This is a genomic window from Allobosea sp. TAB14 (assembly GCF_052113865.1).
GTDB classification, from domain to species: domain Bacteria; phylum Pseudomonadota; class Alphaproteobacteria; order Rhizobiales; family Beijerinckiaceae; genus Allobosea; species Allobosea spartocytisi.
The window spans coordinates 17,502-38,883 of the sequence record NZ_JBFRDQ010000044.1 but is presented as its reverse complement, the minus strand read 5'-3'; the positions used below and the strand labels follow the sequence as shown (position 1 = coordinate 38,883).

At 67.6% G+C, this 21,382-nt stretch carries 20 protein-coding genes; 10 read left to right on the top strand and 10 right to left on the bottom strand.

The features are described 5' to 3' along the window. A partial coding sequence (locus tag AB4Y99_RS09140) for a pirin family protein (protein ID WP_441523093.1) occupies positions 1-648 on the bottom strand: 648 nt, incomplete at its 3' end. Positions 649-704: 56 nt separating this feature from the next. Next, the gene (locus AB4Y99_RS09135; RefSeq protein WP_441523092.1) at positions 705-1,265 is read right to left on the bottom strand and encodes an NAD(P)H-dependent oxidoreductase; all 561 of its coding nucleotides are present in this window, start codon (positions 1,263-1,265) and stop codon (positions 705-707) included. A gap of 85 nt (positions 1,266-1,350) precedes the next feature. On the opposite strand from AB4Y99_RS09135, the gene AB4Y99_RS09130 reads away from it, so the two are divergent. Then, entirely contained in the window at positions 1,351-2,259 is a 909-nt protein-coding gene (locus tag AB4Y99_RS09130; protein ID WP_441523091.1) for a LysR family transcriptional regulator, read from the top strand. Positions 2,260-2,283: 24 nt separating this feature from the next. Here AB4Y99_RS09130 and AB4Y99_RS09125 read toward each other — a convergent pair whose 3' ends face one another. The 5 genes from AB4Y99_RS09125 to AB4Y99_RS09105 all read right to left on the bottom strand — a co-directional run bounded on the left by AB4Y99_RS09125 (position 2,284) and on the right by AB4Y99_RS09105 (position 5,637). Continuing rightward, positions 2,284-2,877, bottom strand: a complete 594-nt coding sequence (locus AB4Y99_RS09125; RefSeq protein WP_441523090.1) for a hypothetical protein — start codon at positions 2,875-2,877, stop codon at positions 2,284-2,286. Further along, positions 2,874-4,139, bottom strand: a complete 1,266-nt coding sequence (locus AB4Y99_RS09120; RefSeq protein WP_441523089.1) for a YcxB family protein — start codon at positions 4,137-4,139, stop codon at positions 2,874-2,876. The genes AB4Y99_RS09125 and AB4Y99_RS09120 overlap by 4 nt, the downstream gene beginning before the upstream one ends. Before the next feature lie 22 nt (positions 4,140-4,161). Then, positions 4,162-4,431, bottom strand: coding sequence for an exodeoxyribonuclease VII small subunit (locus AB4Y99_RS09115; RefSeq protein ID WP_038361192.1), 270 nt, complete (start codon positions 4,429-4,431; stop codon positions 4,162-4,164). 83 nt (positions 4,432-4,514) lie between these two features. After that, complete coding sequence (locus AB4Y99_RS09110; RefSeq protein ID WP_185747783.1) at positions 4,515-4,979, bottom strand: Lrp/AsnC family transcriptional regulator; 465 nt, start codon at positions 4,977-4,979, stop codon at positions 4,515-4,517. A gap of 145 nt (positions 4,980-5,124) precedes the next feature. Then, entirely contained in the window at positions 5,125-5,637 is a 513-nt protein-coding gene (locus tag AB4Y99_RS09105) for a tyrosine phosphatase family protein (RefSeq protein ID WP_441523088.1), read from the bottom strand. 118 nt (positions 5,638-5,755) lie between these two features. Here AB4Y99_RS09105 and AB4Y99_RS09100 point away from each other — a divergent pair, with 118 nt between their 5' ends. Beyond that, complete coding sequence (locus AB4Y99_RS09100; RefSeq protein WP_441523087.1) at positions 5,756-6,316, top strand: thioesterase family protein; 561 nt, start codon at positions 5,756-5,758, stop codon at positions 6,314-6,316. A gap of 11 nt (positions 6,317-6,327) precedes the next feature. On the opposite strand, the gene AB4Y99_RS09095 is transcribed toward AB4Y99_RS09100, so the two are convergent. Then, positions 6,328-9,903, bottom strand: a complete 3,576-nt coding sequence (locus AB4Y99_RS09095; RefSeq protein ID WP_441523086.1) for a PAS domain-containing hybrid sensor histidine kinase/response regulator — start codon at positions 9,901-9,903, stop codon at positions 6,328-6,330. A 260-nt stretch (positions 9,904-10,163) separates the two neighbouring features. Here AB4Y99_RS09095 and mscL point away from each other — a divergent pair, with 260 nt between their 5' ends. From mscL to AB4Y99_RS09075, 4 genes are all read left to right on the top strand, one after another. Further along, positions 10,164-10,583, top strand: coding sequence for a large conductance mechanosensitive channel protein MscL (mscL, locus tag AB4Y99_RS09090; protein WP_441523085.1), 420 nt, complete (start codon positions 10,164-10,166; stop codon positions 10,581-10,583). A gap of 121 nt (positions 10,584-10,704) precedes the next feature. Further along, a complete protein-coding gene (locus AB4Y99_RS09085) occupies positions 10,705-11,898 on the top strand; it encodes a pyridoxal phosphate-dependent aminotransferase (RefSeq protein WP_191125185.1) in 1,194 nt (397 codons plus the stop codon). A 114-nt stretch (positions 11,899-12,012) separates the two neighbouring features. Next, positions 12,013-13,077, top strand: coding sequence for an AbrB family transcriptional regulator (locus AB4Y99_RS09080; RefSeq protein WP_051987719.1), 1,065 nt, complete (start codon positions 12,013-12,015; stop codon positions 13,075-13,077). Positions 13,078-13,222: 145 nt separating this feature from the next. Beyond that, a complete protein-coding gene (locus tag AB4Y99_RS09075; protein ID WP_441523084.1) occupies positions 13,223-14,578 on the top strand; it encodes a protoporphyrinogen/coproporphyrinogen oxidase in 1,356 nt (451 codons plus the stop codon). Between the two features lie 28 nt (positions 14,579-14,606). Here AB4Y99_RS09075 and AB4Y99_RS09070 read toward each other — a convergent pair whose 3' ends face one another. Further along, on the bottom strand, positions 14,607-15,539 hold the full coding sequence (locus AB4Y99_RS09070) for an SMP-30/gluconolactonase/LRE family protein (RefSeq protein ID WP_142020225.1): 933 nt from the start codon (positions 15,537-15,539) through the stop codon (positions 14,607-14,609). A 62-nt stretch (positions 15,540-15,601) separates the two neighbouring features. After that, entirely contained in the window at positions 15,602-16,507 is a 906-nt protein-coding gene (locus tag AB4Y99_RS09065; protein ID WP_038361212.1) for a LysR family transcriptional regulator, read from the bottom strand. A gap of 127 nt (positions 16,508-16,634) precedes the next feature. Here AB4Y99_RS09065 and AB4Y99_RS09060 point away from each other — a divergent pair, with 127 nt between their 5' ends. From AB4Y99_RS09060 to glcF, 4 genes are read left to right on the top strand one after another with little or no spacing between them, the layout of a single operon-like run. Next, positions 16,635-18,071 (top strand): FAD-binding oxidoreductase, encoded by a 1,437-nt coding sequence (locus tag AB4Y99_RS09060; RefSeq protein WP_441523083.1) that lies wholly within the window; start codon positions 16,635-16,637, stop codon positions 18,069-18,071. Then, the gene (locus AB4Y99_RS09055; RefSeq protein WP_441523082.1) at positions 18,068-19,255 is read left to right on the top strand and encodes an FAD-binding protein; all 1,188 of its coding nucleotides are present in this window, start codon (positions 18,068-18,070) and stop codon (positions 19,253-19,255) included. The genes AB4Y99_RS09060 and AB4Y99_RS09055 overlap by 4 nt, the downstream gene beginning before the upstream one ends. Further along, entirely contained in the window at positions 19,255-19,890 is a 636-nt protein-coding gene (locus AB4Y99_RS09050; RefSeq protein WP_441523094.1) for a DUF2585 domain-containing protein, read from the top strand. The genes AB4Y99_RS09055 and AB4Y99_RS09050 overlap by 1 nt, the downstream gene beginning before the upstream one ends. Positions 19,891-19,893: 3 nt before the next feature. After that, positions 19,894-21,267 carry a glycolate oxidase subunit GlcF gene (gene glcF / locus AB4Y99_RS09045; protein ID WP_441523081.1) on the top strand — a complete coding sequence of 458 codons (1,374 nt, stop codon included), beginning with the start codon at positions 19,894-19,896 and terminating at the stop codon, positions 21,265-21,267. The last annotated feature ends 115 nt before the right edge of the window (positions 21,268-21,382 follow it).

The following is a 21,382-nucleotide window of genomic DNA, read 5'->3' as shown; positions in this document are numbered from 1 at the left end:
GATGTAGATCGCGCGCTCGTCATAGTCCGGGTCGAGCGGCAGGATCGCGCCTGGCGAGAGCACCGCCTCGGCATAGAGCGCCTCCCAGGGGAATTTCACCGGCGAGCTCTGGCCATRGGCGGACCCCATGATCAGGCTGATGCGCTTGCCGCCTTCGACGATGCGCGGCAGCATGGGCGCGCCGTGATGCACGAATTCCGGCGCGACCTCCTCATGCGATTTCGGCAAAGCGAGCCAGGCCTGGATGCCGTAGAGCTTGGGGCCGCTGGCGCGTGCCTCCATTCCGGTGCGTTCGGAATGCACGATGCCGCGCCCGGCCGTCATCAGATTGACCGCGCCCGGCTTGATGGCGAGTGCGGTGCCGAGCGAGTCGCGATGCATGATCTCGCCGTCGAAGAGATAGGTCACGGTCGAGAGCCCGATATGCGGATGCGGGCGCACATCGAGCCCTTCGCCGAGATGGAACTCGGCCGGTCCCATCTGGTCGAAGAAGATGAAGGGGCCGACCATGCGCTGGCCGATCGCGGGCAGCGCCCGGCGCACCTGGAAGCCCCCGAGGTCATGGGAGCGGGGCACGATCACCTTCTCGATCGCCTCGCAGGAGCGGGCATCGCCCAGGACGGGATCTTCGGCTGGCAGTTGCGACATGGCGGCCTCCTGTGTCGGCGAGAGCCTACCCTGATCGTGCTGGCGGGCAAGGCTGTTCAGGCGGCCGCCGCTGCCGGTGCCGGCGCGGCCAGGCGCCGCAGCCGCGAGGCGTAGTAGTCGCCGGCGGCCTTCAGGGCTTCATCGTCGGCGCGACGGGCGTCGTAAACGAGGAAGGGCTCGGCCCAGGCGAGACCGCAGCGATGCGCCGTCGCCTGCAGCGGGAGCAGGAGTTCCGTCAGCGGGAAGAGATTGACGCCTTGCGGTRCGTAGGCCGTCGCGACATTGCCCGCCGTCGCCGCGACCAGCAGCGGCCTGCCGGCGAGTTTGGCGCCCTCCGTCTCATAGTCGAGGTAGAACATCCGCGTGAGTACGACATCCTGCCAGGCCTTGAGCAGCGGCGGTGTCGAATACCACTGGACCGGAAACTGCAGCACGATGCGATCCGCCGCGACGAGCCGGGCGGCCTCGGCATCGGCATCGATCTGTCCGTCCGGATAGAGCGCATGGAGATCGGCGATCTCGGTATCAGGCAGATGCTGCGCTGCCTCGACGAGCGCCCTGTTGGCACGCGAAACCGAGAAATGCGGGTGGAACAGCAGGATCAGGGTCTTGGTCATGGCATCCTCCTTCGGAATGAGCAGAGGATGGCCGCGCCAATAAAATTACTCCAATGGATGATCGATATATCATATTATCCATTTCATGAATTTAAGGTCGGTCGATCTGAACCTGTTGGTGGTGCTCGACGCCCTGCTCGACGAGGCGCATGTCTCGCGTGCGGCGGATCGCATCGGCCTGTCGCAACCGGCGATGTCGAGCGCGCTGGAACGCTGCCGCCAGCTCTTTGGCGACCGGCTGCTGGAGCGCGGTCCCGGGGGGATGGTCCTGACGCCAAAGGCCCATGCGCTGGCCGGGCCGGTGAAGGACATTCTGGCGAGCACGAAATCCCTGCTCGACCGGAACGAGCCGGATCTCATGGCGATCCGGCAGACCGTGCGGGTCGTGACGGCCGATTATCCGGCCGTGGTCATCGCCCCCGAGCTGCATCGCCGCCTGGCGCGGACGGCGCCGGGCATCACGGTCGTCCTCATGCCCTGGCATGGCGCAGCCGCCGCGCTTGAAGGCCTTGGGCGCGGAACCATCGATCTGGCGATCTCGGTCTTCCCGGTCGTCGAGGCCGATTTCACCCGCCGCGAATTGCTTCGGGAGAGCTATCTCGTCGTGATGCGCCGCGGTCATCCGGCGGCGGCCGGCTTCGATCTCGAGGGCTGGCTCGCCCATCCGCATGTTCTGGTTTCGGGGCGCGGCGACACGAAGGGGCCTCTCGACGAAGCCCTGGCGCGGATCGGGCGCGAGCGCCATGTCGGCATGGTCGTGCCGAACTTCACGATGGTGCTGCCCTTGGTCGCCGGCTCCGACATGATCGGGCTGTTGCCGAGCCGCTGCCTGCAGGATGGCGACGACGCGTTCGTCACCTTCCCGCCGCCGCTTGCCGTGGAAGGCTTCCCGCTGCACAGCGCCTGGCACAAGCGCCGCGCCGGCGATCCAGCCGTCCAGCACGTCGCAAGGCTGATCGAGGATCTGATCCTCGCGCTGCCGGTCGGAGGCTGAGATTGCCGTCGGCGAGCGGCAGGCCTAGCGCAGGGAGGCGGCTGCGGCGCTCGATTTCAGGCTCATCAGGATCTTCAGGCCGTCCCGATGGCGTTCCTCGCCGGTTTCGCAGGTCTTGCAGATCCCGCCGACATAGAGGCCGCTGACGACCGTCTCGGCGAAAAGGCCGGATTTGTAGTTGTGCCGCGCATCGGTCTCGATGCGGTACCATTCGCGCTCGCCCATCCGCACGATCTCCAGCGGCTTGCGAATTTCGGCGTCCTTGCTGGTCGAGCGCAGCACGGCGCGCAGGCGGGTGTAGCGGTCGAGAGGCGAGGCATAGAGCGCGCGCAGCATGGCCGCATCATCGGCGCCCTCGATCTCCTTCGAGCGCATCAGGATGGTGCAGGTTTCCTGCGTCTTTCTGCAGGCCTCGCTGTCGCAGACGAGCTGCACGCGGCGAAGTCCGGTTTGCGAGACCTCGCCCTCCGGCGACCCGTCAACGTGCCAGCCCTCGGGGAGCTCGACCGAAAGCCCGTGCGGCATCACGATGGTCTCGGCGCGAGAGGTGGCGGCCGCGACGGACAAGGCCAGCGCCGCAAGCGCTGTTGCAATGGAATTCGCGAGCGGCTTCGTCACGTGCCTGCCTCCGGCCGATGGCTCCCCCCATCGATGCGATGATCGACGATGCGCTGGAAGATGGCCAGCTTGTCGCCGTGGAGTGCGCGCAAAGGCWGGATCAGCGGCTCGCCTTCCCGCCGCAGCAGGATGAGATGGTCGCCCTGGCGTTCGATCCGCTCGAACCCCTTCCAGTCGAAGCGGTTGCAAAAGCCGTCCTGCCAGGTTTCGAGCCCCTCGTCGTAGAGCCGCACCTCGTGCTCATAGGCTTGCACGCGCTTCTGCATCTGCCGGGCGAGCTGGCGCGCATGCCGGCGTCTCATCCAGGGATGGAGCAGGATGACGGCCGTCATGATCGCCCAGAGACCGAGCACCCATTTCCAGAAGGTGCTCGCGAACATCTCGACGAACAAGGGAAAGGCATAGCGGAAAGGCACCCTCTCGGGATCGAGAAGCCAGAGGACGCCGAAGAGCAGCGGGGGGATCAGTGCCGCGACGAGGAAGGCGAGGATAAAGCCGCGCCTGCGCCGCTGCCGCGTCCCCGGGCGCTCCATCTGCCAGCCGAGCGCGACCGCGCGATCATCCTCGGTCAGCTCGAAGCGCGCGGTCAGCAATGGTTCGCGCCCCGGTGGCGTTTCCAGCTCCGGAAAGGCGCGGGCCGCTCCCGCGCCATCGACATGACAGGAGGCGGCCCATGCTCCGATCTGCGCGACCTGCTCCCCGGATAGCGCGCTGCGGGGCAGGGCGAAGACATCCTCGATATCCTTCAACCGGATGAAGAGATGAGTGGAGCTTTCGGAGATGCCGCCGATGCGGCGGCAGGCGAGCGCGCTCCCGCGGCCGGGCAGGGTCACGGCGATGCCGCCGGGCTCGAAGCGATAGGTAGTGCCAATGGGGCGGTCGAGCCGTTCGTCGCGATACCAGCGCTTCAGCCGGCTGCGAATGAGCGCCGGCTGGACGAGGTAGTAGGCCAGCATGGGCCCCGCGACGACGAGGATCGGCAGGCCGCCGAGACCGAGCAGGTCCGCACCGAAACGCGACAGGAAAGCGCGGGCGCCCAAATGGCCGCTTTCCTGCCAGGAGGCGTAGTAGGCCATCGCAAGAAGCGCGATAACCACCCAGATCAGCAGATGGAGCTGGCGCCGTCGTGCCGCCGCGAACAGATCGGCATAAGCGAAGAGCGCGGCCGCGACCCGGTCTTCGAGGCGGACCGGAGCCTCGATCGTGAAAGCCTCGGGAGGATCGGTTGCGTCAGCGCGGCGGATCGTCGGCGTCGTGCGCATCCTGCCGGTCGCCTCCGCCCTCTCAGTTCTCGACGTCGAGCGGTGTCGTGCCCGTGGGCTTGCCGTCTGCACCGAGGGTGATGCGCTCGATGCGGGCTTCGGCCTGCTTCAGCAGCGCGTCGCAGCGCGCCTTCAGTGCCTCGCCGCGCGTGTAGATCGCGATCGATTCCTCGAGCGGCACGTCGCCGCGCTCGAGCCGCGCGACGATGCCTTCGAGTTCCTTCAGCGCCGCCTCGAAGGGCAGGGCGGCGACGTCGGCATGGGGAGTGCCTTGGGTCTTGTCTTCGCTCACGGGCCTGATTCCTGTTTGAGGCAAGCTTATCGGTCGGACGGCGCCCCGTCGCAACCCGCGAGCCGGAATTAGATCCGCCGGGCTCAGACCGGCAGGGCAGAGGTTTTCTTGATCGTTCGCAGCGTCAGCGTCGACTGCACGCGCGTCACGCCAGGCAATTGCGTGATGATGTCGGTGTGGATGCGCTCGAAATCGGCGCTGTCGCGATAGATCACGCGCATCAGATAATCATGCGCCCCGGCGAGCAGGTGGCATTCGAGGATCTCGGGCAGGTTCTGCACGGCCTGCTCGAAGCTCTCCAGCGAGGCCCGGCCCTGCTGGTCGAGCGTGACGAAGACGAAGGCCGTGCCCGGAAAGCCGGCGATCTTGTCGTCGAGCATCATCGCATAGCCACGGATCAACCCGCTTTCCTCGAGCTGCCGCACGCGCCTGAGGCAGGCGGAGGGCGACAGGTGCACCTTCTCGGCCAGGTCCGAATTGGTGATGCGTCCGTCCTGCTGCAGGATTCGCAGGATCGTGCGGTCGCGCGAGTCGAGTTCGATCGTCATGGTGCCGGAATTGCCTCCCGCGCGATCAATCGTCGCAAATTTTGCCGGATGCAAGCAATCTTCTGCCTCGCTCGTCGAGGAGCCCGGTACGATCCGCGACGATCCCCCGGAAGGCCGCATGAAGCTGCCGTTGCGGCATCCTGACTCAAGCCAGCGGGAAGACGAAGGGCTGCCCCTCGAAGGCGTCGGCTCCGCGGCCGATCCGCTCGATGGCGCGGATCATCCGGCCGCCCCGTCCGAGGCTGGCGTCGGCGAGTGCGACGAGGCGGCTATTGGGCGTTGCCGAGGGCGAGGCGGCGCGCAAGGCCTCCGCCGCCTCCGCCTCGTCCCGCTCAGGCGCGAGCGCGCAGGCGGTGATGTAGGCGGCCGCGGTCGAGCGGCTGATCCCGGCCCAGCAATGGATCACCAGCGGCGCGGCGCGGTCCCAGTCCCTGACGAAGGCGATGAGCCGCGCGATATGCTCCTGCCCCGCCAGCACATGCCCCTCCATCGGCTGGTTGATGTCTGACATGCCGAGGAAGAGATGGCGGCTCTCCGGGATGCCGGCGGGCCGTTCGACCTTGGTGTTGGTATTGATCAGCGTGACGAGATGGCTGGCGCCGCAGGCCGCGACCGTGGCGTCGAGCTTCGACAGGGGCGAGACGTGAAGGGTGGGCAAACCGGCGACTCCGCTGCCGCTCTCTGGCGGGTTCGAACCAGACGATAGCATGATCGACAGCGATGCCGCCCGTATGACATGGGGCTCGCAGCGACCGGTCCACAATCGGAAGGCCGATATGAATCTCTGGTTCCGCCTGATCTGGCTCCTCGCCACCTTTCGGATGCGCCCGCGCCTGGAGATGYCGGGCGGGGCTTCGCTGCTGCCGTTCCGCGTTTGGTTCCACGATCTCGACACCAGCCTGCACATGAACAACGGCCGCTACTGGACGCTGATGGATCTCGGGCGCACCGACCTCGTGCTGCGTAGCGGCCTGTGGCGCGCGATCCTGCGGCACCGCTGGGTGCCGGTGGTCAATGCCGGGACGATTCGCTTCAGGCGCGAGATGCGGCTCTTTCGTTCCTTCAATCTCGAGACGCGCATCCTGTGCTGGAGCGAGAACTGGCTGGTGATGCAGCACCGCATGCTGATGCAGGGCCGGGACGGGGGTGAGATTGTCGCTGCCGTCGCGCTGGTGCGGGCGGCGATCTACGACCGGCGGGCGAGGGCCTATGTGCCCGTCGAGCGGCTTCTCGCGGAGATCGGCATCACCGCGCAAAGCCCGGCGCCGAGCCCCGAGGTCGCGGCCTTCCTGGCATCGGAAGAGGTGCTGCGCGGCGCTAGCGCAAGCGAGCGCTGAGGGCTGGAAAGCTACTCCGCCGCCAGCCGCGTCGCGCGCCACTGCGCCAGCAAGGCGCGCAACGCCGCCGGCTTCAGCGGCTTGTTGAGCAGATGGGCGTCGAGCGCGTTCGCCGCCTCGCGCACATGCGGCGTTCGGTCGGCGGTGAGCAGGATCGCCGGCATCGGCGTACGGGCATGGGCCCGCAGCGAGCTGATCGCGGTCAGCCCATTGCCATGGTCGAGGTGATAATCGGCGATCAGCACGTCCGGTTCGTTCTTGCCCCCGACATGCGGCAGCGCCTCTTCGAGCCCCGCGGCGATCGTCACCCGGCAGCCCCAGCCTTCGAGCAGGCGTTTCATGCCGTCGAGGATCGCCGGCTCGTTGTCGATCACCAGGAGCCGCATTCCGGCGAGCTGGCCGGCCGGGGACTGGCGCGGAGCCGCGCCGGTCGTCATCGCCGGCAGCGGCGCGGTGCGCGGCACCATGAGCGAGAAGCGCGTGCCGCGGCCGGGCACCGAATCGAGCGTCAGCCCATGGTCGAGCGCGCGGGCGATGCGCTGGACGATCGACAGGCCGAGCCCGAGGCCGCGCGCCACCCGCGCGCCCTGGTCGAGCCGCTGGAATTCGCGGAAGACGGTCTTCTGCTTGCTCTGGGGAATGCCGAGCCCGGTATCGATCACCTCGACCGCGACCTGGTTGCCGCGCCGTCGGCAGCCGATGAGCACCTTGCCGTTCGGCGTGTATTTGATCGCGTTGGAGATCAGGTTCTGCAGGAGGCGCCGGAGCAGACGCCGGTCCGAGCGCACGGCGAGCCCGGTCGGCACGAAGACGAGCTTCAGCCCCTTTTCTTGCGCGCTGGGCTCGAATTCGCGCTGGAGCTGGCGCATCAGCTCGTCGAGGCGGAAGGCGGTGAGCTCGGGCTTGAGGGCGCCGCCGTCGAGCCGCGAGATTTCGAGCAGTGCGGTGAGGATCTCTTCCACCGCGTCGAGCGAGGCGTCGATGTTCTCGGCGAGGTCGGGCTGGCCGGCGGCGCGATCCCGCTCGACCAGCGAGGTCGCGTAGAGGCGCGCAGCGTTGAGCGGCTGCAGGATGTCATGGCTCGCGGCTGCGAGAAAGCGCGTCTTGGAGAGGTTCGCGGCCKCGGCCTCGGCCTTGGCGCGCTGGAGCTCCGTATTGACGTGGAGGAGCTCCTCGGTGCGCTCGGCGACGCGCCTTTCCAGGCTTTCATTGGCGCGTTCGAGCTTCTCCTCGCCGGCGACGGTCTCGGTGATGTCGGTATAGGTGGTGACGAAGCCGCCATCCGGCAGCGGGTTGGTGCGGACCTCGATCACCTTCTTCGAGGGGAAGAGCTTGAGGCGGACCGGCTCGCGGTCGTTGACGAAGCTTTCCAGCCGCGCCGCCATCAGATCGTCCTGCGCGCCGTCGCCATAGGCGCCTCGTGCCGCGTTGAAGCGCACGATCTCGTCGAGCCCCGTGCCGAAGCGCACCAGCGAGGGCGGCAGATCGTAGAGCTGGAGGAAAGCCTGGTTCCAGGCGAGCAGCCGAAGATCCCGGTCGAGCACCGTGATGCCCTGGCCGGCATGGTCGAGCCCGTGCTGGAGGATGTCGCGGTTGTACTGCAAGGCCGCCGAGGCATCGTCGAGCAGCTTGAAGGCGGCCTCGGTCGAGAGATTACGCTTCTTCAGCAGCAGCGACAGCACCAGCCGYGAGGAKGCCGCGCCGATSGCCGAGGAGAGCAGRTGCTCGCCGAAGCGCAGCAGGTGGATGTCGGCGTCGCGAGCGGGCTCGGGCGTTTCGCCGCGACTGTGATTGAAGCTTTCGAAGGCGCCTTCCGTGCGCTCCCGGCCGAGATAGCGGGCGATGGTCGCCTGCAACTCGCCCTCGGTGACGCTGGTGCGCCAGAGCGAGAAGGTCTGCGCCATCGTTGCCCGGTCCGATTCGACGAAGGCGTTGGCCTGCAGGCGCTCCATCGGATTGGCAGGCCTGAGCAGCGAGAAGCCGACATAGGAGAGGATGTTGAGCCCGAGGCTCCAGGCGACGCCGTGCGGCAGGGCCGGCATGCCGTCGAAACCCAGCAGCGCTTCCGGCCGCAGCAGGTCGAGCCCGAGAAGGCCATGCGCGACGATCTCGCTCCACCAGCTCCCGGGAATGGCGAGGCTCGGCATCAGCAGCGTATAGGCCCAGACGGTCGTGCCGACGATGAGCCCCGCCGCGGCGCCCAGCGACGTGCCGCGCCGCCAGATCAACCCGCCGAAGAAGGCAGGCGCGATCTGCGCCGTCGCCGCGAAGGAGAGCAGGCCGATCGAGACCAGCGCCGCCTCGCCGGCGGCGCGGTAATAGGCATAGCCGAGCAGGATGACGAGGAAGATGCTCACCCGGCGGATGATCAGGATCTGTGAGCCGAGATCGCCGCCGGGATTGCCGTTGCCCGGCGTTTGCGGGCCGAGCGAAGCCTTCGCCTTCCTGGGCTCGCTGAGGGCCCGGCGGCCGCGCAGCAGCAGCGGCATGACGAGGTGGTTGGCGATCATGATCGCGATCGCGACCGAGGCGACGATCACCATCGCCGTCGCCGCCGAGAGCCCGCCGATGAAGACGAGAAGCGCGATCAGCCCGGCCTCGCGCTGGAGCGGCAGCAGCAGCACCGTCATGTCGCGATCGATGCCGCTGCCGGGCAGCAGGATCTCGCCGGCGGCCGCCAGGGGCAGGACGAAGAGATTGATCAGCACGAGATAGAGCGGGAACATCCAGGCCGCGCGGCGCACGTCTCGGGCATCGCGATTCTCGACGATGGTCATATGGAACTGGCGCGCCAGCAGCAGCGCGGCACAGCTCGACAGCAGCGTCAGCGTCAGGAAGCCCGGCCAGCTCGATGTCCGGTCCCAGATCGGCGCCATGTCGGGCGCTGGCTTTGCCGCCTGAGCGAGCAGGTCGCCCATGCCGTCGAACAGCCCGTAGACGATGAAGATGCCGAGCACGAGGAAGGCGATGAGCTTGACCACCGATTCGACCGCGATGGCGAGGACGAGGCCGTCCTGATGCTCCGTCGCATCGATATGGCGCGTGCCGAAGGCGCAGGCGAAACCGGCCAGAACCACCGCGACGAGGAAGGCGATGTCGCTCAGAATCGGCACGTCATAGGCCGGGGCGTGTCCGCCGGTCGCGGCAAGGAACACGGAGAGCGAATTCGAGACCGCCTTGAGCTGCAGCGCGATATAGGGCAGGGCGCCGATCACGGCGACGAGRCAGACCAGCGCSGCCACSCGCTCGCTCTTGCCGTAGCGCGCGCCGACGAAATCCGCGAYCGAGGTGATGTTCTGCGAYTTGGCGATSYCGACGATRCGCGCGACGAAGCGATGGCCGAAGCCGATGACCAGGATGGGCCCGACATAGATGCCGAGAAAATCGAAGCCTGCGCGGTTGGCGAAGCCGACCGAGCCGTAGAACGTCCAGGAGGTGCAGTAGACGCCTAGCGCCAGCGCATAGATCGTCGAGCGCGCCCGCCCGGTCATCAGCCGCCGGCCGGATATGTCGGCGGTGTGGGCGACGGCGAAGAGCCCGCACAGATAGGCGAGCGCGACCAGTACGACGGACCAGGCTGGAATCACGATGCCATGTCCTGCGAGAGCGCCTGCAATCGGGGCCGAAAAGCTGCCGGCATGACCTTCCGTTTCAGGTTTCCCACCAGTCTAGCGATGTGTCTTCCGGCTTGCCACAGGTCATTTGTCCAAGTCGTCCCCCGAATATTTCGCGCAAACCGGGTCGAACGCGCCGAATATACCGCCCGCGGGCTTTTCCTGCCTGGGCTGCATGGTCTAGCCTGCGCCGGCCGATGGAAAAATCCGGGCGACTAAAGAAGGGGTGCAGCATGCTCGATGAATTCAAGAAATTCGCGCTGCGAGGCAATGTGATCGATCTCGCGATCGGTGTCRTCATCGGCGCCGCTTTCGGCAAGATCGTGGACTCCCTGGTCAACGACATCATCATGCCCTTTATCGGCGCATTGGGCGGTGTCGATTTCTCGAACTACTTCATCGGCCTCAACAGCGGCATCACCGCCACGACGCTGGCCGAAGCCAAGAAGCAGGGCGCGGTCCTCGCCTACGGCAACTTCATCACGGTCGCGGTCAACTTCATCATCATCGCCTTCGTGCTGTTCCTCGTCGTCAAGGGCATCAACACGCTCCAGCGCAAGCAGAAGGAAGAGCCGGCCGCGCCGCCTCCGAAGGCCGACGACGTCGTCCTGCTCACCGAGATCCGCGATCTGCTCAAGCAGAAGACGGTTTGATCGGCTGACGCCGCCGGTCGCGATTCATCACCGCGACCGATCGACCCGATCTCGCGATTTCATGCCCCGCCGCGCCGTCATCGGCTAAAGAAGGGCAGGACAAATCGCGAGGTCGAAACCGATGAATTCCGCTCTCCCGACGGGCAGCACGCTGATCGCCGATCTGCGGCCGGAGGCGCGCGAGGCGCCCGAAAGCGGCATCGTCGAGGTGATGAATTACGGCCGCCTGCGGGAGGGGTTGATTCCGCTCTGGGTCGGCGAAGGYGACCTGCCGACGCCGGCCTTCATCCGGGACGCGGCGGCGCGCTCGCTGGCAGCCGGCGAGACCTTCTACACCTGGCAGCGCGGCATCCCGGAGCTGCGCGAGGCGCTGGCCCGCTATCACGAGCGCCTCTACGGGCAGCCATTCTCGCCCGAGCGCTTCTTCGTCACGGGCTCCGGCATGCAGTCGCTCCAGATCGTGGTGCGCATGATCGCGGGGCCGGGCGACGAGCTCATCATCCCGACTCCGGCCTGGCCCAATTTCGTGGCCGCGACGAGCGTCGGCGGCGCCAGGCCCGTCTGCGTGCCGATGGAGTACGACCAGGGCCGGTTTACGCTCGATCTCGGCAAGCTCGAGGCCGCGATCACGCCGAAGACGCGCGGCATGCTGATCAACTCGCCCTCCAACCCCACCGGCTGGACGGCGACGAAGGCGGAGCAGGAGGCGCTGCTTGCCCTGTCGCGCAAGCACGGCATCTGGATCGTCGCCGACGAGATCTATGGCCGCTTCGTCTATGACGGCTCGGCCCGCGCCCCGTCCTTCCACGACATCATGGCGCCGGAGGACCGCGTCATCTTCGTCCAGACCTTCTCGAAGAACTGGGCGATGACCGGCTGGCGCATCGGTTGGATCGAGGCGCCGGAGGCCTTCGGCCAGGTGATCGAGAACCTGATCCAGTATTCGACCTCCGGCTCGCCGGTCTTCGTGCAGCGCGGCGCCGTCGCGGCGCTGGACGAGGGCGAGGATTTCATCGCCGGCCAGATCGCGCGTGCGGCCGAGGGGCGCCGGATCGTCCATGAGGGGCTCAAGGCGACCAACCGCGTCTCGCTCGCGGCGCCGGTCGGGGCCTTCTACCAGTTCTTCACTGTCGATGGCCGCGAGGATTCCCGCAAACTGGCGCTGGATCTCGTCGATACCGCCAATGTCGGGCTGGCGCCGGGCACGGCCTTCGGCCCCGGCGGCGAGAAGGGCCTGCGGCTCTGCTTCGCCCGCAACGCCGCCGATCTCACGGAGGCGGTAGCGCGGTTGCAGAAGGCGCTGATGGCGGCCTGACCGCCCGCCACGCAAGGCGGCCCTGCGCGGGCCGGCGGCCGGCGCGGTTGACCGTTGCGCCGGCGATGGTCATGAACGCCCGGCGTCGCCGATGCGGCACGCTTTCGGGGCAGAATGAGACTGTTCGGCTACCCTTCCTCGCGATTTGCGCTCCTCGGACGCGAGGCGGTCGTCATCGCGATCGCGGCGCTCGGGGGCGCCCTGTTCGCGACGCTCGGCATGCCCGCCGCCTGGCTGTCGGGGTCGATGCTGCTCAGCACCATCGTGTCGCTGATTCGCCCGCTGCCGGCGCTCCGGCGCCCCTGGTTCGATTCGACGATGCTGTTCTCGGGCACGATTCTCGGCTCGGCCGCGACGCCCGAGGCGCTGGCCGCGCTCGCGCGCTATCCGGCTTCGCTCGCGGTTCTGCTGGTCGGCGTCGCGGCGATCATGCTCGCGACCGGGGCTTATCTGCGCCATGTCGCGCGCTGGCCCTGGATCGACGCGCTTCTCGCCGCCGCGCCGGGCGCGCTCTCGACCGTTCTGGCGATCGCCCAGGCGAAGGGCGCCAATATCGGCCGCATCTCGGTCGTCCAGCTCTTCCGGCTGCTGGTCCTGGTCGCGTTCCTGCCGAGCCTGATGCAGGCGACCGGCACCTCGGCGGGCGCGCCGGCGCCGGTCCTGACGGCCGTCGGTCCCTCGACCATGCTGGGTCTGGTCATGGCCGGACTGTTGCTGGGGCTCAGCTTCGAGCGCATCGGGCTTGCCGCGCCCTTGATGTTCGGAGCGACCTTCGCCAGCGCGATCCTCCATGGCAGCGGGCTCGTCGAAGGCAGCTTGCCGCAGCCGATCCAGATCGCGGTGCAGATCCTGCTCGGCTCGACCATGGGCGGGCGCATCGCCCATATCCCGCGCAAGGAGCTGCGCGGCCTGTTTCCGCTGGCGATCGGCGGCTTCGCCGTCTCGATGGGCGTCGCCTTCCTCTTCGCCTGGCCGGCSGCCTGGCTKGCGGGAGTGCCTTATGCCAGCGGCATGGCGGCTTTCGCGCCGGGCGGGCTCGAGGCCATGGCGATGCTGGCCTTCGCCATGGGGCTCGACACGCTTTATGTCGGCGCCCACCATCTGGTGCGGTTCGTGGTGATCGGCCTCGCCATGCCGCTCGTGCTGATGCGGATCAAGGGCGAGAAGCCCGGCTCCTGAGTGCCGCCGCTCCGTTAGCGTTAACAGTTCATGACGATCTGAGCCCTTGATTGTGAAGTCGGCTCAAATCGGGATTCATCCGCTCCTGTTACGTCAGTTCATGCCGGAACCTGCCGGCGGGCTTCGGAACGCGGGGGCTTTCTCCATGGACATCGCAGTCAAGGCGCCGGCTGTCTGGCGCCGTCTCGCCAAGCCTGTCGCGATCATCGGCGCCGGCATCGCCGGGCTGACGGCGGCTTTCGATATCGAGCGGCGCGGCTTGCAGGCTGCGGTCTTCGAGACCGGCCGCGCGGTCGGCGGCATGGCCTCCTCCTTCAAGGATGCCGAGGGCTACACCTATGATTTCGGCGCGCATTTCGTCAGCAACCGGCTGGCGGACGCGCTCGGCGCGAGCGAGATCTCGCGAACCGTCGGTCACTACGGCGAGGCGGTCTCGCTCGGCGGGCGCAGCTACAGCTACCCCTTCGGGCTGCCGGCGTCGCCGCGCTACGCGGTGAGCGCCTTCGCGGCCCGGTTGAGCCCCGGTAAGGTCGAGAACGCCGCCGACTGGTTCCGAAACGCCTATGGCGAGGCGCTGGCGCAGGATGTCGCGATTCCGCTGGCGGAGGCCTGGTCCGGCGCTCCGGCGAGCGAGCTTTCTCCGGCCGTCGGACAGAAGCTCTCGGCCGGGGTGATGAAGACCCTCTATCTCAAGGCCGCCTCCCGCGTCACGGGTCGTGCGGTCTGCAACGGCTATTCGCACGAGATGCCGGAGAGCCCGCGCGTCTATCATGTCTATCCGGACGGTGGCGTCTCGCGGCTGCTGGAGCCGACGATGAAGCAGGTCGGCCACCGCATCGAACTGGAAGCGCGCGTCGAGCGCGTCTTCGTCGAGCGCGGCCGCGTCGCCGCGATCCAGGTCAATGGCCGCGAGATCGGCGTTTCGGCGGCGATCAGCACGGCGCCCGTTCATGTCCTGCCGCGCCTCGTCGAGGGCACGGACCAGCTCGACGAGCTCGGCCAGTTCCGCTACCGGCCGATGATCTTCGTCAATCTGCGCTTCGAGGGCCGCAACCTGCTGCCCGACACGATGTTGTGGGTGCCGGACCGTTCGCAGCCCTTCTTCCGGGTGACGGAGGCCCCGGCCGCGATGCCCTGGCTCGCGCCGGAGGGGCGCACCCAACTGACCTTCGACATCGGCTGCGAGGTCGGCGACGCCCATTGGTCGATGTCGGACGAGGAACTCGCGACGCTCTGCCTTGAAGGGCTCTGCCGGATCTATCCGCATCTGCGGGCGCGCTATATCGGCGCCGGCGGGATGCTGAAGACGCCCTTCGCCTACCCGGTCTATCTCTCGCGCTACGAGCAGCGGCGGCAGGCCTTCGCGCGCGGCACCGGCGTCGCCGGGCTCTACAGCATCGGCCGCAACGGCGAGTTCGCCCATCTGCTGATGGAGGACATCTACTGGCGCACGCTGAAGCGCATGCAGCATGTGGCCGATTATGTCGGGCAGGACGTGTAGCGCCCTGCCGCGCTGACCCCACTTGGGATCAGGGCCGCCGCGCGCCGTTGGTGTGAGTCATCACCGAATAGAGCGAAGTCGTGCCGCAGATGAAGAGGCGGTTGAGCTTCGGGCCGCCCCAGCAGACATTCGCGACGATTTCGGGAATCGCCACCTTGCCGATCAGCGTGCCGTCCGGGTGGTAGATGTGGACGCCGTCGGCGGCGCTGGTCCAGATCCGGCCCTCGACATCGAGACGGAAGCCGTCGAACAGCCCGTTCGTGCAGGTGGCGAAGACCTTCGAGGCGCCGAGCGTCTTGCCGTCGGCGCCGACCGCGAAGGCGCGGATATGGCGCGGGCCGTTCTCGGGGTCGTGGCTGGCGCCGGTATCGGCGATGTAGAGGATGCTCTCGTCGGGCGAGAAAGCGAGGCCGTTCGGCTTGACGAAATCATCGGCGGCGATGGCGATTTCGCCGGTTTGCCCGTCGATCCGGTAGACATGGCAGGCGCCGATCTCGCTCGGCGACTTGTCGCCTTCATAGTCGGTGAGGATGCCGTAATCGGGGTCGGTGAACCAGATCGAGCCGTCCGATTTCACGACGACGTCGTTGGGCGAGTTCAATCGCTTGCCGCCATAATGGCTCGCCAGCACGGTGACCCTGCCGTCATGCTCGGTGCGCGTCACCTGCCGCCCGCCATGCTCGCAGGTGACGAGCCGGCCCTGCGCGTCGACCGTGTTGCCGTTGGAATTGCGGGCGGGCTCGCGGAAGACGGCCGTCTGGCCGGAGAGGGCGTCGAAGCGCAGCATCCGGTTGTTGGGAATGTCGGACCAGACCAGCGTGTTGTGGGCGGGAAACCAGGCCGGCCCCTCCGACCAGCGCGCACCCGTCCAGAGCCGCTCGACCCGGGCCGAGCCTGGGACGATACGGTGGAAGCGCGGATCGAGAACCGAAACGCCTGTGCCTTCGAGCACGCCGAACATGACTATTCTCCCAGAAGCCTTTTCCTGGAGCATCCCCCGGCGGCCTGGCCGCCGGCAATGCCCTATAGCGCAAGCCCCGCATCCCAATAGGGCGTGGCGCCGTAGAGTTCGGCGAGATAGTCGACGAAGGCGCGCACCTTCTGCTCCATATGGCGGCGGCTCGGATAGACGGCATGGACCGCGACGCGCGAGCCCACCGCATAGGCCGGCAGGACCCGTTGCAGGGCGCCGGATTTCAGCTCCGGCCCGACATCCCAGGTCGAGCGCAGGGCGATGCCGACGCCGGCCAGCAGCGCCTCCCGCACCACCTCGCTCGAATTGGTCCTGAGCGGACCGCCGACCCTCACCGAGACAGGACCTTCCGGCCCATCCAGCCGCCAATGGTCGGCATTGTGCGCGATCAGCGTATGCCGCGAGAGCGCGGCGATGTCGGTCGGCGTCCCGTGCGCTGCGAGATAGCCCGGCGTGGCGCAGAGCACGCGGTGGTTCGGGGCGAGCCGCTTCGCCACGAGGCTGGAATCCTGCAGATCGGCGATCCTGACCGCGAGGTCGAAGCCTTCTCCCACCACATCGACGAAGGCGTCGCTTAGCACGAGCTCGACGGTCACCAGCGGGTTGGCGTCGAGGAAGGCCTTGAGATGGGGGGCGATATGCATCCGGCCGAAAGAGGTGGGCGCCGAGACGCGCAAGGTGCCGCGCACCTGTCCCGCGCCGCTCGCGACCCAGGCCTCCGCCTCCTCGATCGAGGAGAGAATCGAGACGACGCGCTCGTAGAAGCCTTGCCCGGCCTCGGTCAAAGCGAGCTGCCGCGTCGTGCGCTGCAGCAGCCGCACCCCCAGCCGCTCCTCGAGGCGGCGGATGCGCTTCGAAATGACCGCGGGTGACAGATTGAGCTGCCGTCCCGCGGCCGACATGCTCCTCGCCGTGACGACATGGGCGAAGACGTCGAGATCGCCGAACCGATCCATGGCAAGCCCACCTTTTCCATTTTGGAAATAATGGCTGGCTTTCCACACGCGCTGCAAGTGGTCTTGAATTGGTCTAGTCTCCGGCGCAATCAGAGCCGTGTGTTTCGCGGGGCGAGGGGAGGGACAGATGAGCGCGATTGCCTTTCCGGAGCCGGATGCCGGCATTCTCGCCCGCCGCGAATCGATCATCGCCGGCCTGTCCCGGCTCGTTCCGCCGCAGGCCCTGATCACCAGCGACGACGAGCGGCGCCCCTATGAGACCGATGCGCTTACCGCCTATCGCCGCATGCCGCTGGCGGTCGTCCTGCCCTCTACGACGCAGGAGGTCGCGGCGGTCCTGCGCTATTGCCTGGAACAGGGCGTGCCGGTGGTCCCGCGCGGCTCCGGCACCTCGCTTGCCGGCGGGGCGATCCCGCAGGAGGACGCCGTGGTGATCGGCGTCTCGAAGATGAACCGCATCCTCGAGATCGACTATGCCAACCGSRYCGCCAGGGTSSARGCCGGCGTCACCAATCTCGCGGTGACCGGCGCAGTCTCGGCGGAGGGCTTCTTCTACGCGCCCGATCCGTCCTCGCAGCTCGCCTGCTCGATCGGCGGCAACATCGGCATGAACTCGGGCGGGGCGCATTGCCTGAAATACGGCGTCACCACCAACAACGTCCTCGGCGTCACCATGGTGATGCTCGACGGCAGCATCGTTGAAGTTGGCGGCGGCCATCTCGATTCCCCCGGCTACGATCTGCTCGGCCTGATCAACGGCTCGGAAGGCCAGCTCGGCATCGTCACCGAGGCGACGGTGCGCATTCTGCGCGCGGCGGAAGGAGCGCGGCCCGTGCTCTTCGGCTTCCCGACCAGCGAGCAGGCCGGCGCGGCTGTGGCCGCCATCATCGGCGCCGGCATCATCCCGGTCGCGATGGAGTTCATGGACAAGCCGGCGATTGAGATCTGCGAGGCCTTCGCCAAGGCGGGCTACCCGATGGATGTCGAGGCGCTGCTGATCATCGAGGTCGAGGGCTCGGATGCGGAGATGGACGCGCAGCTCGCCCGCATTGTCGCGATTGCTCGCGAGCACGGCGTCAAGACGGTGAAGGAGAGCCAGTCGGCCATGGAGTCGGCGGCGATCTGGAAGGGCCGCAAATCGGCCTTCGGCGCGACCGGCCGCATCGCGGATTACATCTGCATGGACGGCACGATCCCGACCGGCCAGCTCCCTTATGTGCTCAAGCGCATGGACGAGATCGTGAAAGCTTACGGCCTGCGCGTCGCCAATGTCTTCCACGCCGGCGACGGCAATCTCCACCCGCTGATCCTCTACAACTGCAACGATCCGGTCGAGGCGCAGAAGGCGGAGGATGCCGGCATGGACATCCTCAAGCTCTGCGTCGAGGTCGGCGGCTGCCTCACCGGCGAGCATGGCGTCGGCATCGAGAAGCGCGATCTGATGACCTTCCAGTTCACCGAAACCGACCTCGCCCAGCAGATGCGGGTGAGGGCGGTGTTCGATGCCGGGTGGCTGCTCAACCCGGCCAAGGTGTTCCCGCTGGAAGGCAGGGTCGCGGCGTGACCATCCACACCCCCACCACCGAGGCGCAGGCCTGCGCCGTCGTGAAATCCGTGGTCGACAACAACGTGCCGCTGATCCTGCGCGGCGGCGGCACGCGTGCCGGCCTCGGCCGGCACGCCCAGGCTGCGAGCACGCTTTCCAGCGCCGGCCTCACCGGCATAACCCTCTACGAACCGGCCGAGATGGTCATCGCCGCCCGCGCCGGCACGCCGCTGCAGATCGTGCAGGAAACCCTGACCGAGCGCGGCCAGATGCTGCCCTTCGAGCCGATGGACCACCGCGCCCTCTATGGCAGCGAGGGCGAGCCGACGATCGGCGCGGTCGCCGCCTGCAATGTCTCGGGCCCGCGCCGGATCAACGCCGGYGCCGCGCGTGATTCCCTGATCGGCGTCAGGTTGGTCAATGGCCGCGGCGAGATGATCAAGTCCGGCGGGCGGGTGATGAAGAACGTCACCGGCCTCGACCTCGTGAAGCTCCTCAGCGGCAGCCACGGCACGCTCGGCTTTCTGACCGAAGTCACCTTCCGCGTGCTGCCGCGGCCGGAGCGCATCGCGACGCTGCAATGGCGCGGCCTCTCCGACGAAGTGGGAGTTGCGCTGCTGGCGAAAGCGCTGGGCTCGCCCTTCGAGCCGATGGCGGCGGCGCATCTCCCGGCCCGGATCGCTGGCGAGGAGGCGCTGACCCTGCTGCGTCTGGAGAATTTTTCGGACTCGATCGATTACCGTGCCGCTGAACTCGCGCTGCTGCTCGGAGACTATGGCACGCCCGATCTGCTGGAAGGAACAGCCCCGACCGAACTCTGGGTCGACATCCGCGATGCGGCCTTCTTCGCCGGGAGCGATGACGCGGTCTGGCGGCTCTCGCTCGCCCCGACCAACGGCCCGAAGGCCGCCGCTGCGATCGCGCGGATGATCCCGGCTGCACGCTGCTTCTACGACTGGGGCGGCGGACTGGTCTGGCTCGCGGTTCCCGCCTACGGCGATGCCGGCGCCGCCGCGATCCGCACCGCGTTGAAGCCGCTCGGCGGCCATGCCACGCTGGTCCGGGCGCCGGATGCGATCCGTGCCGCCGTCGACGTGTTCCAGCCGCTGGCCGAGCCGCTGATGCGGGTGACGGCCGGCATCAAGAAAAGCTTCGATCCCGCCGGCATCTTCGAGCCCGGCCGGATGTATGCGGGGATATGATGGCGCTCGCCGAACCGGTTTCCAGCGAATTTGCCGCGCCGCGCCCGAGCTGGGCGCCGGGGCGTCTCGGTCCGTTCGCCGTCGCCGGGTTGGCGCTGCTGCTGGTGGCGTCGGCCGCCGTGATCCTGTTGGCGATGGGCCGCGAACCGATCTGCAAATGCGGCTATGTGAAGTTCTGGCAGGGGCAGGTTTTCTCCTCCGAGAACTCCCAGCACATCGCCGACTGGTACACCTTCTCGCACATCATCCACGGCTTCCTGTTCTACGGGCTGTTCTGGCTGGTGCGCCGCCTGACCGGCCTGCCGATCTCCTTCGGGCTGGCGCTGCTGCTCGCCATCATCATCGAAGGCGCCTGGGAGATCACCGAGAACTCGCCGGCCGTGATCGAGCACTACCGCTCGGCGACGATCTCGCTCGACTATTACGGCGACAGCGTCCTGAACTCGGTCAGCGACATCCTCTCGATGGTGCTCGGCTTCCTGATCGCCCGTCTCGCGCCGATCTGGCTCACTGTCACGAGCGCTCTCGCCATGGAACTGATCGTCGGCTGGCTGATCCGCGACAACCTCACCCTCAACGTCATCATGCTGCTCTGGCCGATGGACTGGATCAAAGCCTGGCAGGGTGGGGCCTGAACGATGCAGACGAACTTCACCCCCGAGCGCCTCGCCTCCGATCCGCGCATGCCGGCCTCGGAGAAGATTCTGCGCACCTGCGTGCATTGCGGCTTCTGCACCGCGACCTGCCCGACCTATCTGCTGCTCGGCGACGAGCTCGATTCCCCGCGCGGCCGCATCTACCTGATCAAGGACATGCTGGAGAACGGCAAGCCGGCCACCGCCGAGGTGGTGCAGCACATCGACCGTTGCCTCTCCTGCCTCTCCTGCATGACGACCTGCCCATCCGGCGTCCACTACATGCACCTCGTCGACCATGCCCGCGCGCATATCGAGGAGACCTATACGCGCTCCTGGCATGACCGTTTGCTGCGCAAGGTGCTGGCGGCGATCCTGCCCTATCCCGGCCGCTTCCGCGCCGCGATGCTGATGGCCCTGGCGGCCAAGCCGCTCGCTCCGGTGCTCGGCGTTCTCCCGGTCGTCGGCAACCGGCTGAAGGCGATGCTGGCGCTGGCGCCCGCGCGCCTGCCGACGCGCTCGGCGATGGAAGGCCCGCAAAGCTTCCCGCCGCCGGCCGAGCGATCGAAGCGCGTCGCGCTGCTCTCCGGTTGCGCCCAGCCGGTGCTCGACCCCGCCATCAACGAGGCGACGATCCGCCTGCTCAACCGCCATGGCGTCGAGGTCGTACTGCCGAAGGGGGAGGGCTGCTGCGGCGCGCTCGTCCACCATATGGGGCAGGAGCACGACGCGCTCGCCTTCGCCCGCGCCAATATCGAYGCCTGGATGGCGGAGATCGACGGCGAGGGGCTCGACGCGATCCTGATCACAGCCTCAGGCTGCGGCACGACGATCAAGGATTACGGCTTCATGTTCCGCAACGAGCCGGCTTACGCCGAGAAGGCGGCGAAGGTCTCAGGCTTGGCCAAGGACGTTACCGAGTTCCTGGAGACGCTGGAGCTTTCGGCCGTGCGTGATGTCGCGATGCCGATCGCCTATCACTCCGCCTGCTCGATGCAGCACGGCCAGCAGCTCAAGGACGGGCCGAAGCGCCTGCTCTTGGGCGCCGGCTTCAAGGTCAAGGAGGTGCCTGAGGGCCATATCTGCTGCGGCTCGGCCGGCGTCTACAACATCCTCCAGCCCGAGATCGCGGGGAAGCTGCGCGAGCGCAAGATCGGCAATATCGAGCGGACGAAGCCGATGCTGGTCGCGACCGGCAATATCGGCTGCATGACCCAGCTCGCGAAGGGTTTTGCGGACAAGGGCGCGACCACGCCGGTGGTGCATACCGCCGAGCTGCTCGACTGGGCGACTGGCGGCCCATTGCCGGAGAAGCTGGCGCGGGCGGGGATCGAGGATCGGCCGTTGCGGGTGCAAGCGCTGGCGGCGGCGGAGTAGCTTCCTTCTCCCCTCGGGGGAAAAGGTGCCGGCAGGCGGATGAGGGCGGCTCGACGCCTGCATTCCCTCATCCGTCAGCGCTTCGCGCTGCTACCTTCTCCCCCGAGGGGAGAAG

Excerpts from the sequence above, each read along its gene's own strand:
- AB4Y99_RS09110 (WP_185747783.1), bottom strand. The coding sequence starts at position 4,979 with ATGACGATCGAACTCGACTCGCGCGACCGCACGATCCTGCGAATCCTG.
- AB4Y99_RS09130 (WP_441523091.1), top strand. The coding sequence starts at position 1,351 with ATGAATTTAAGGTCGGTCGATCTGAACCTGTTGGTGGTGCTCGACGCC.
- AB4Y99_RS09050 (WP_441523094.1), top strand. The coding sequence starts at position 19,255 with ATGGCGCTCGCCGAACCGGTTTCCAGCGAATTTGCCGCGCCGCGCCCG.
- AB4Y99_RS09075 (WP_441523084.1), top strand. The coding sequence starts at position 13,223 with ATGGACATCGCAGTCAAGGCGCCGGCTGTCTGGCGCCGTCTCGCCAAG.
- AB4Y99_RS09070 (WP_142020225.1), bottom strand. The coding sequence starts at position 15,539 with ATGTTCGGCGTGCTCGAAGGCACAGGCGTTTCGGTTCTCGATCCGCGC.
- AB4Y99_RS09065 (WP_038361212.1), bottom strand. The coding sequence starts at position 16,507 with ATGGATCGGTTCGGCGATCTCGACGTCTTCGCCCATGTCGTCACGGCG.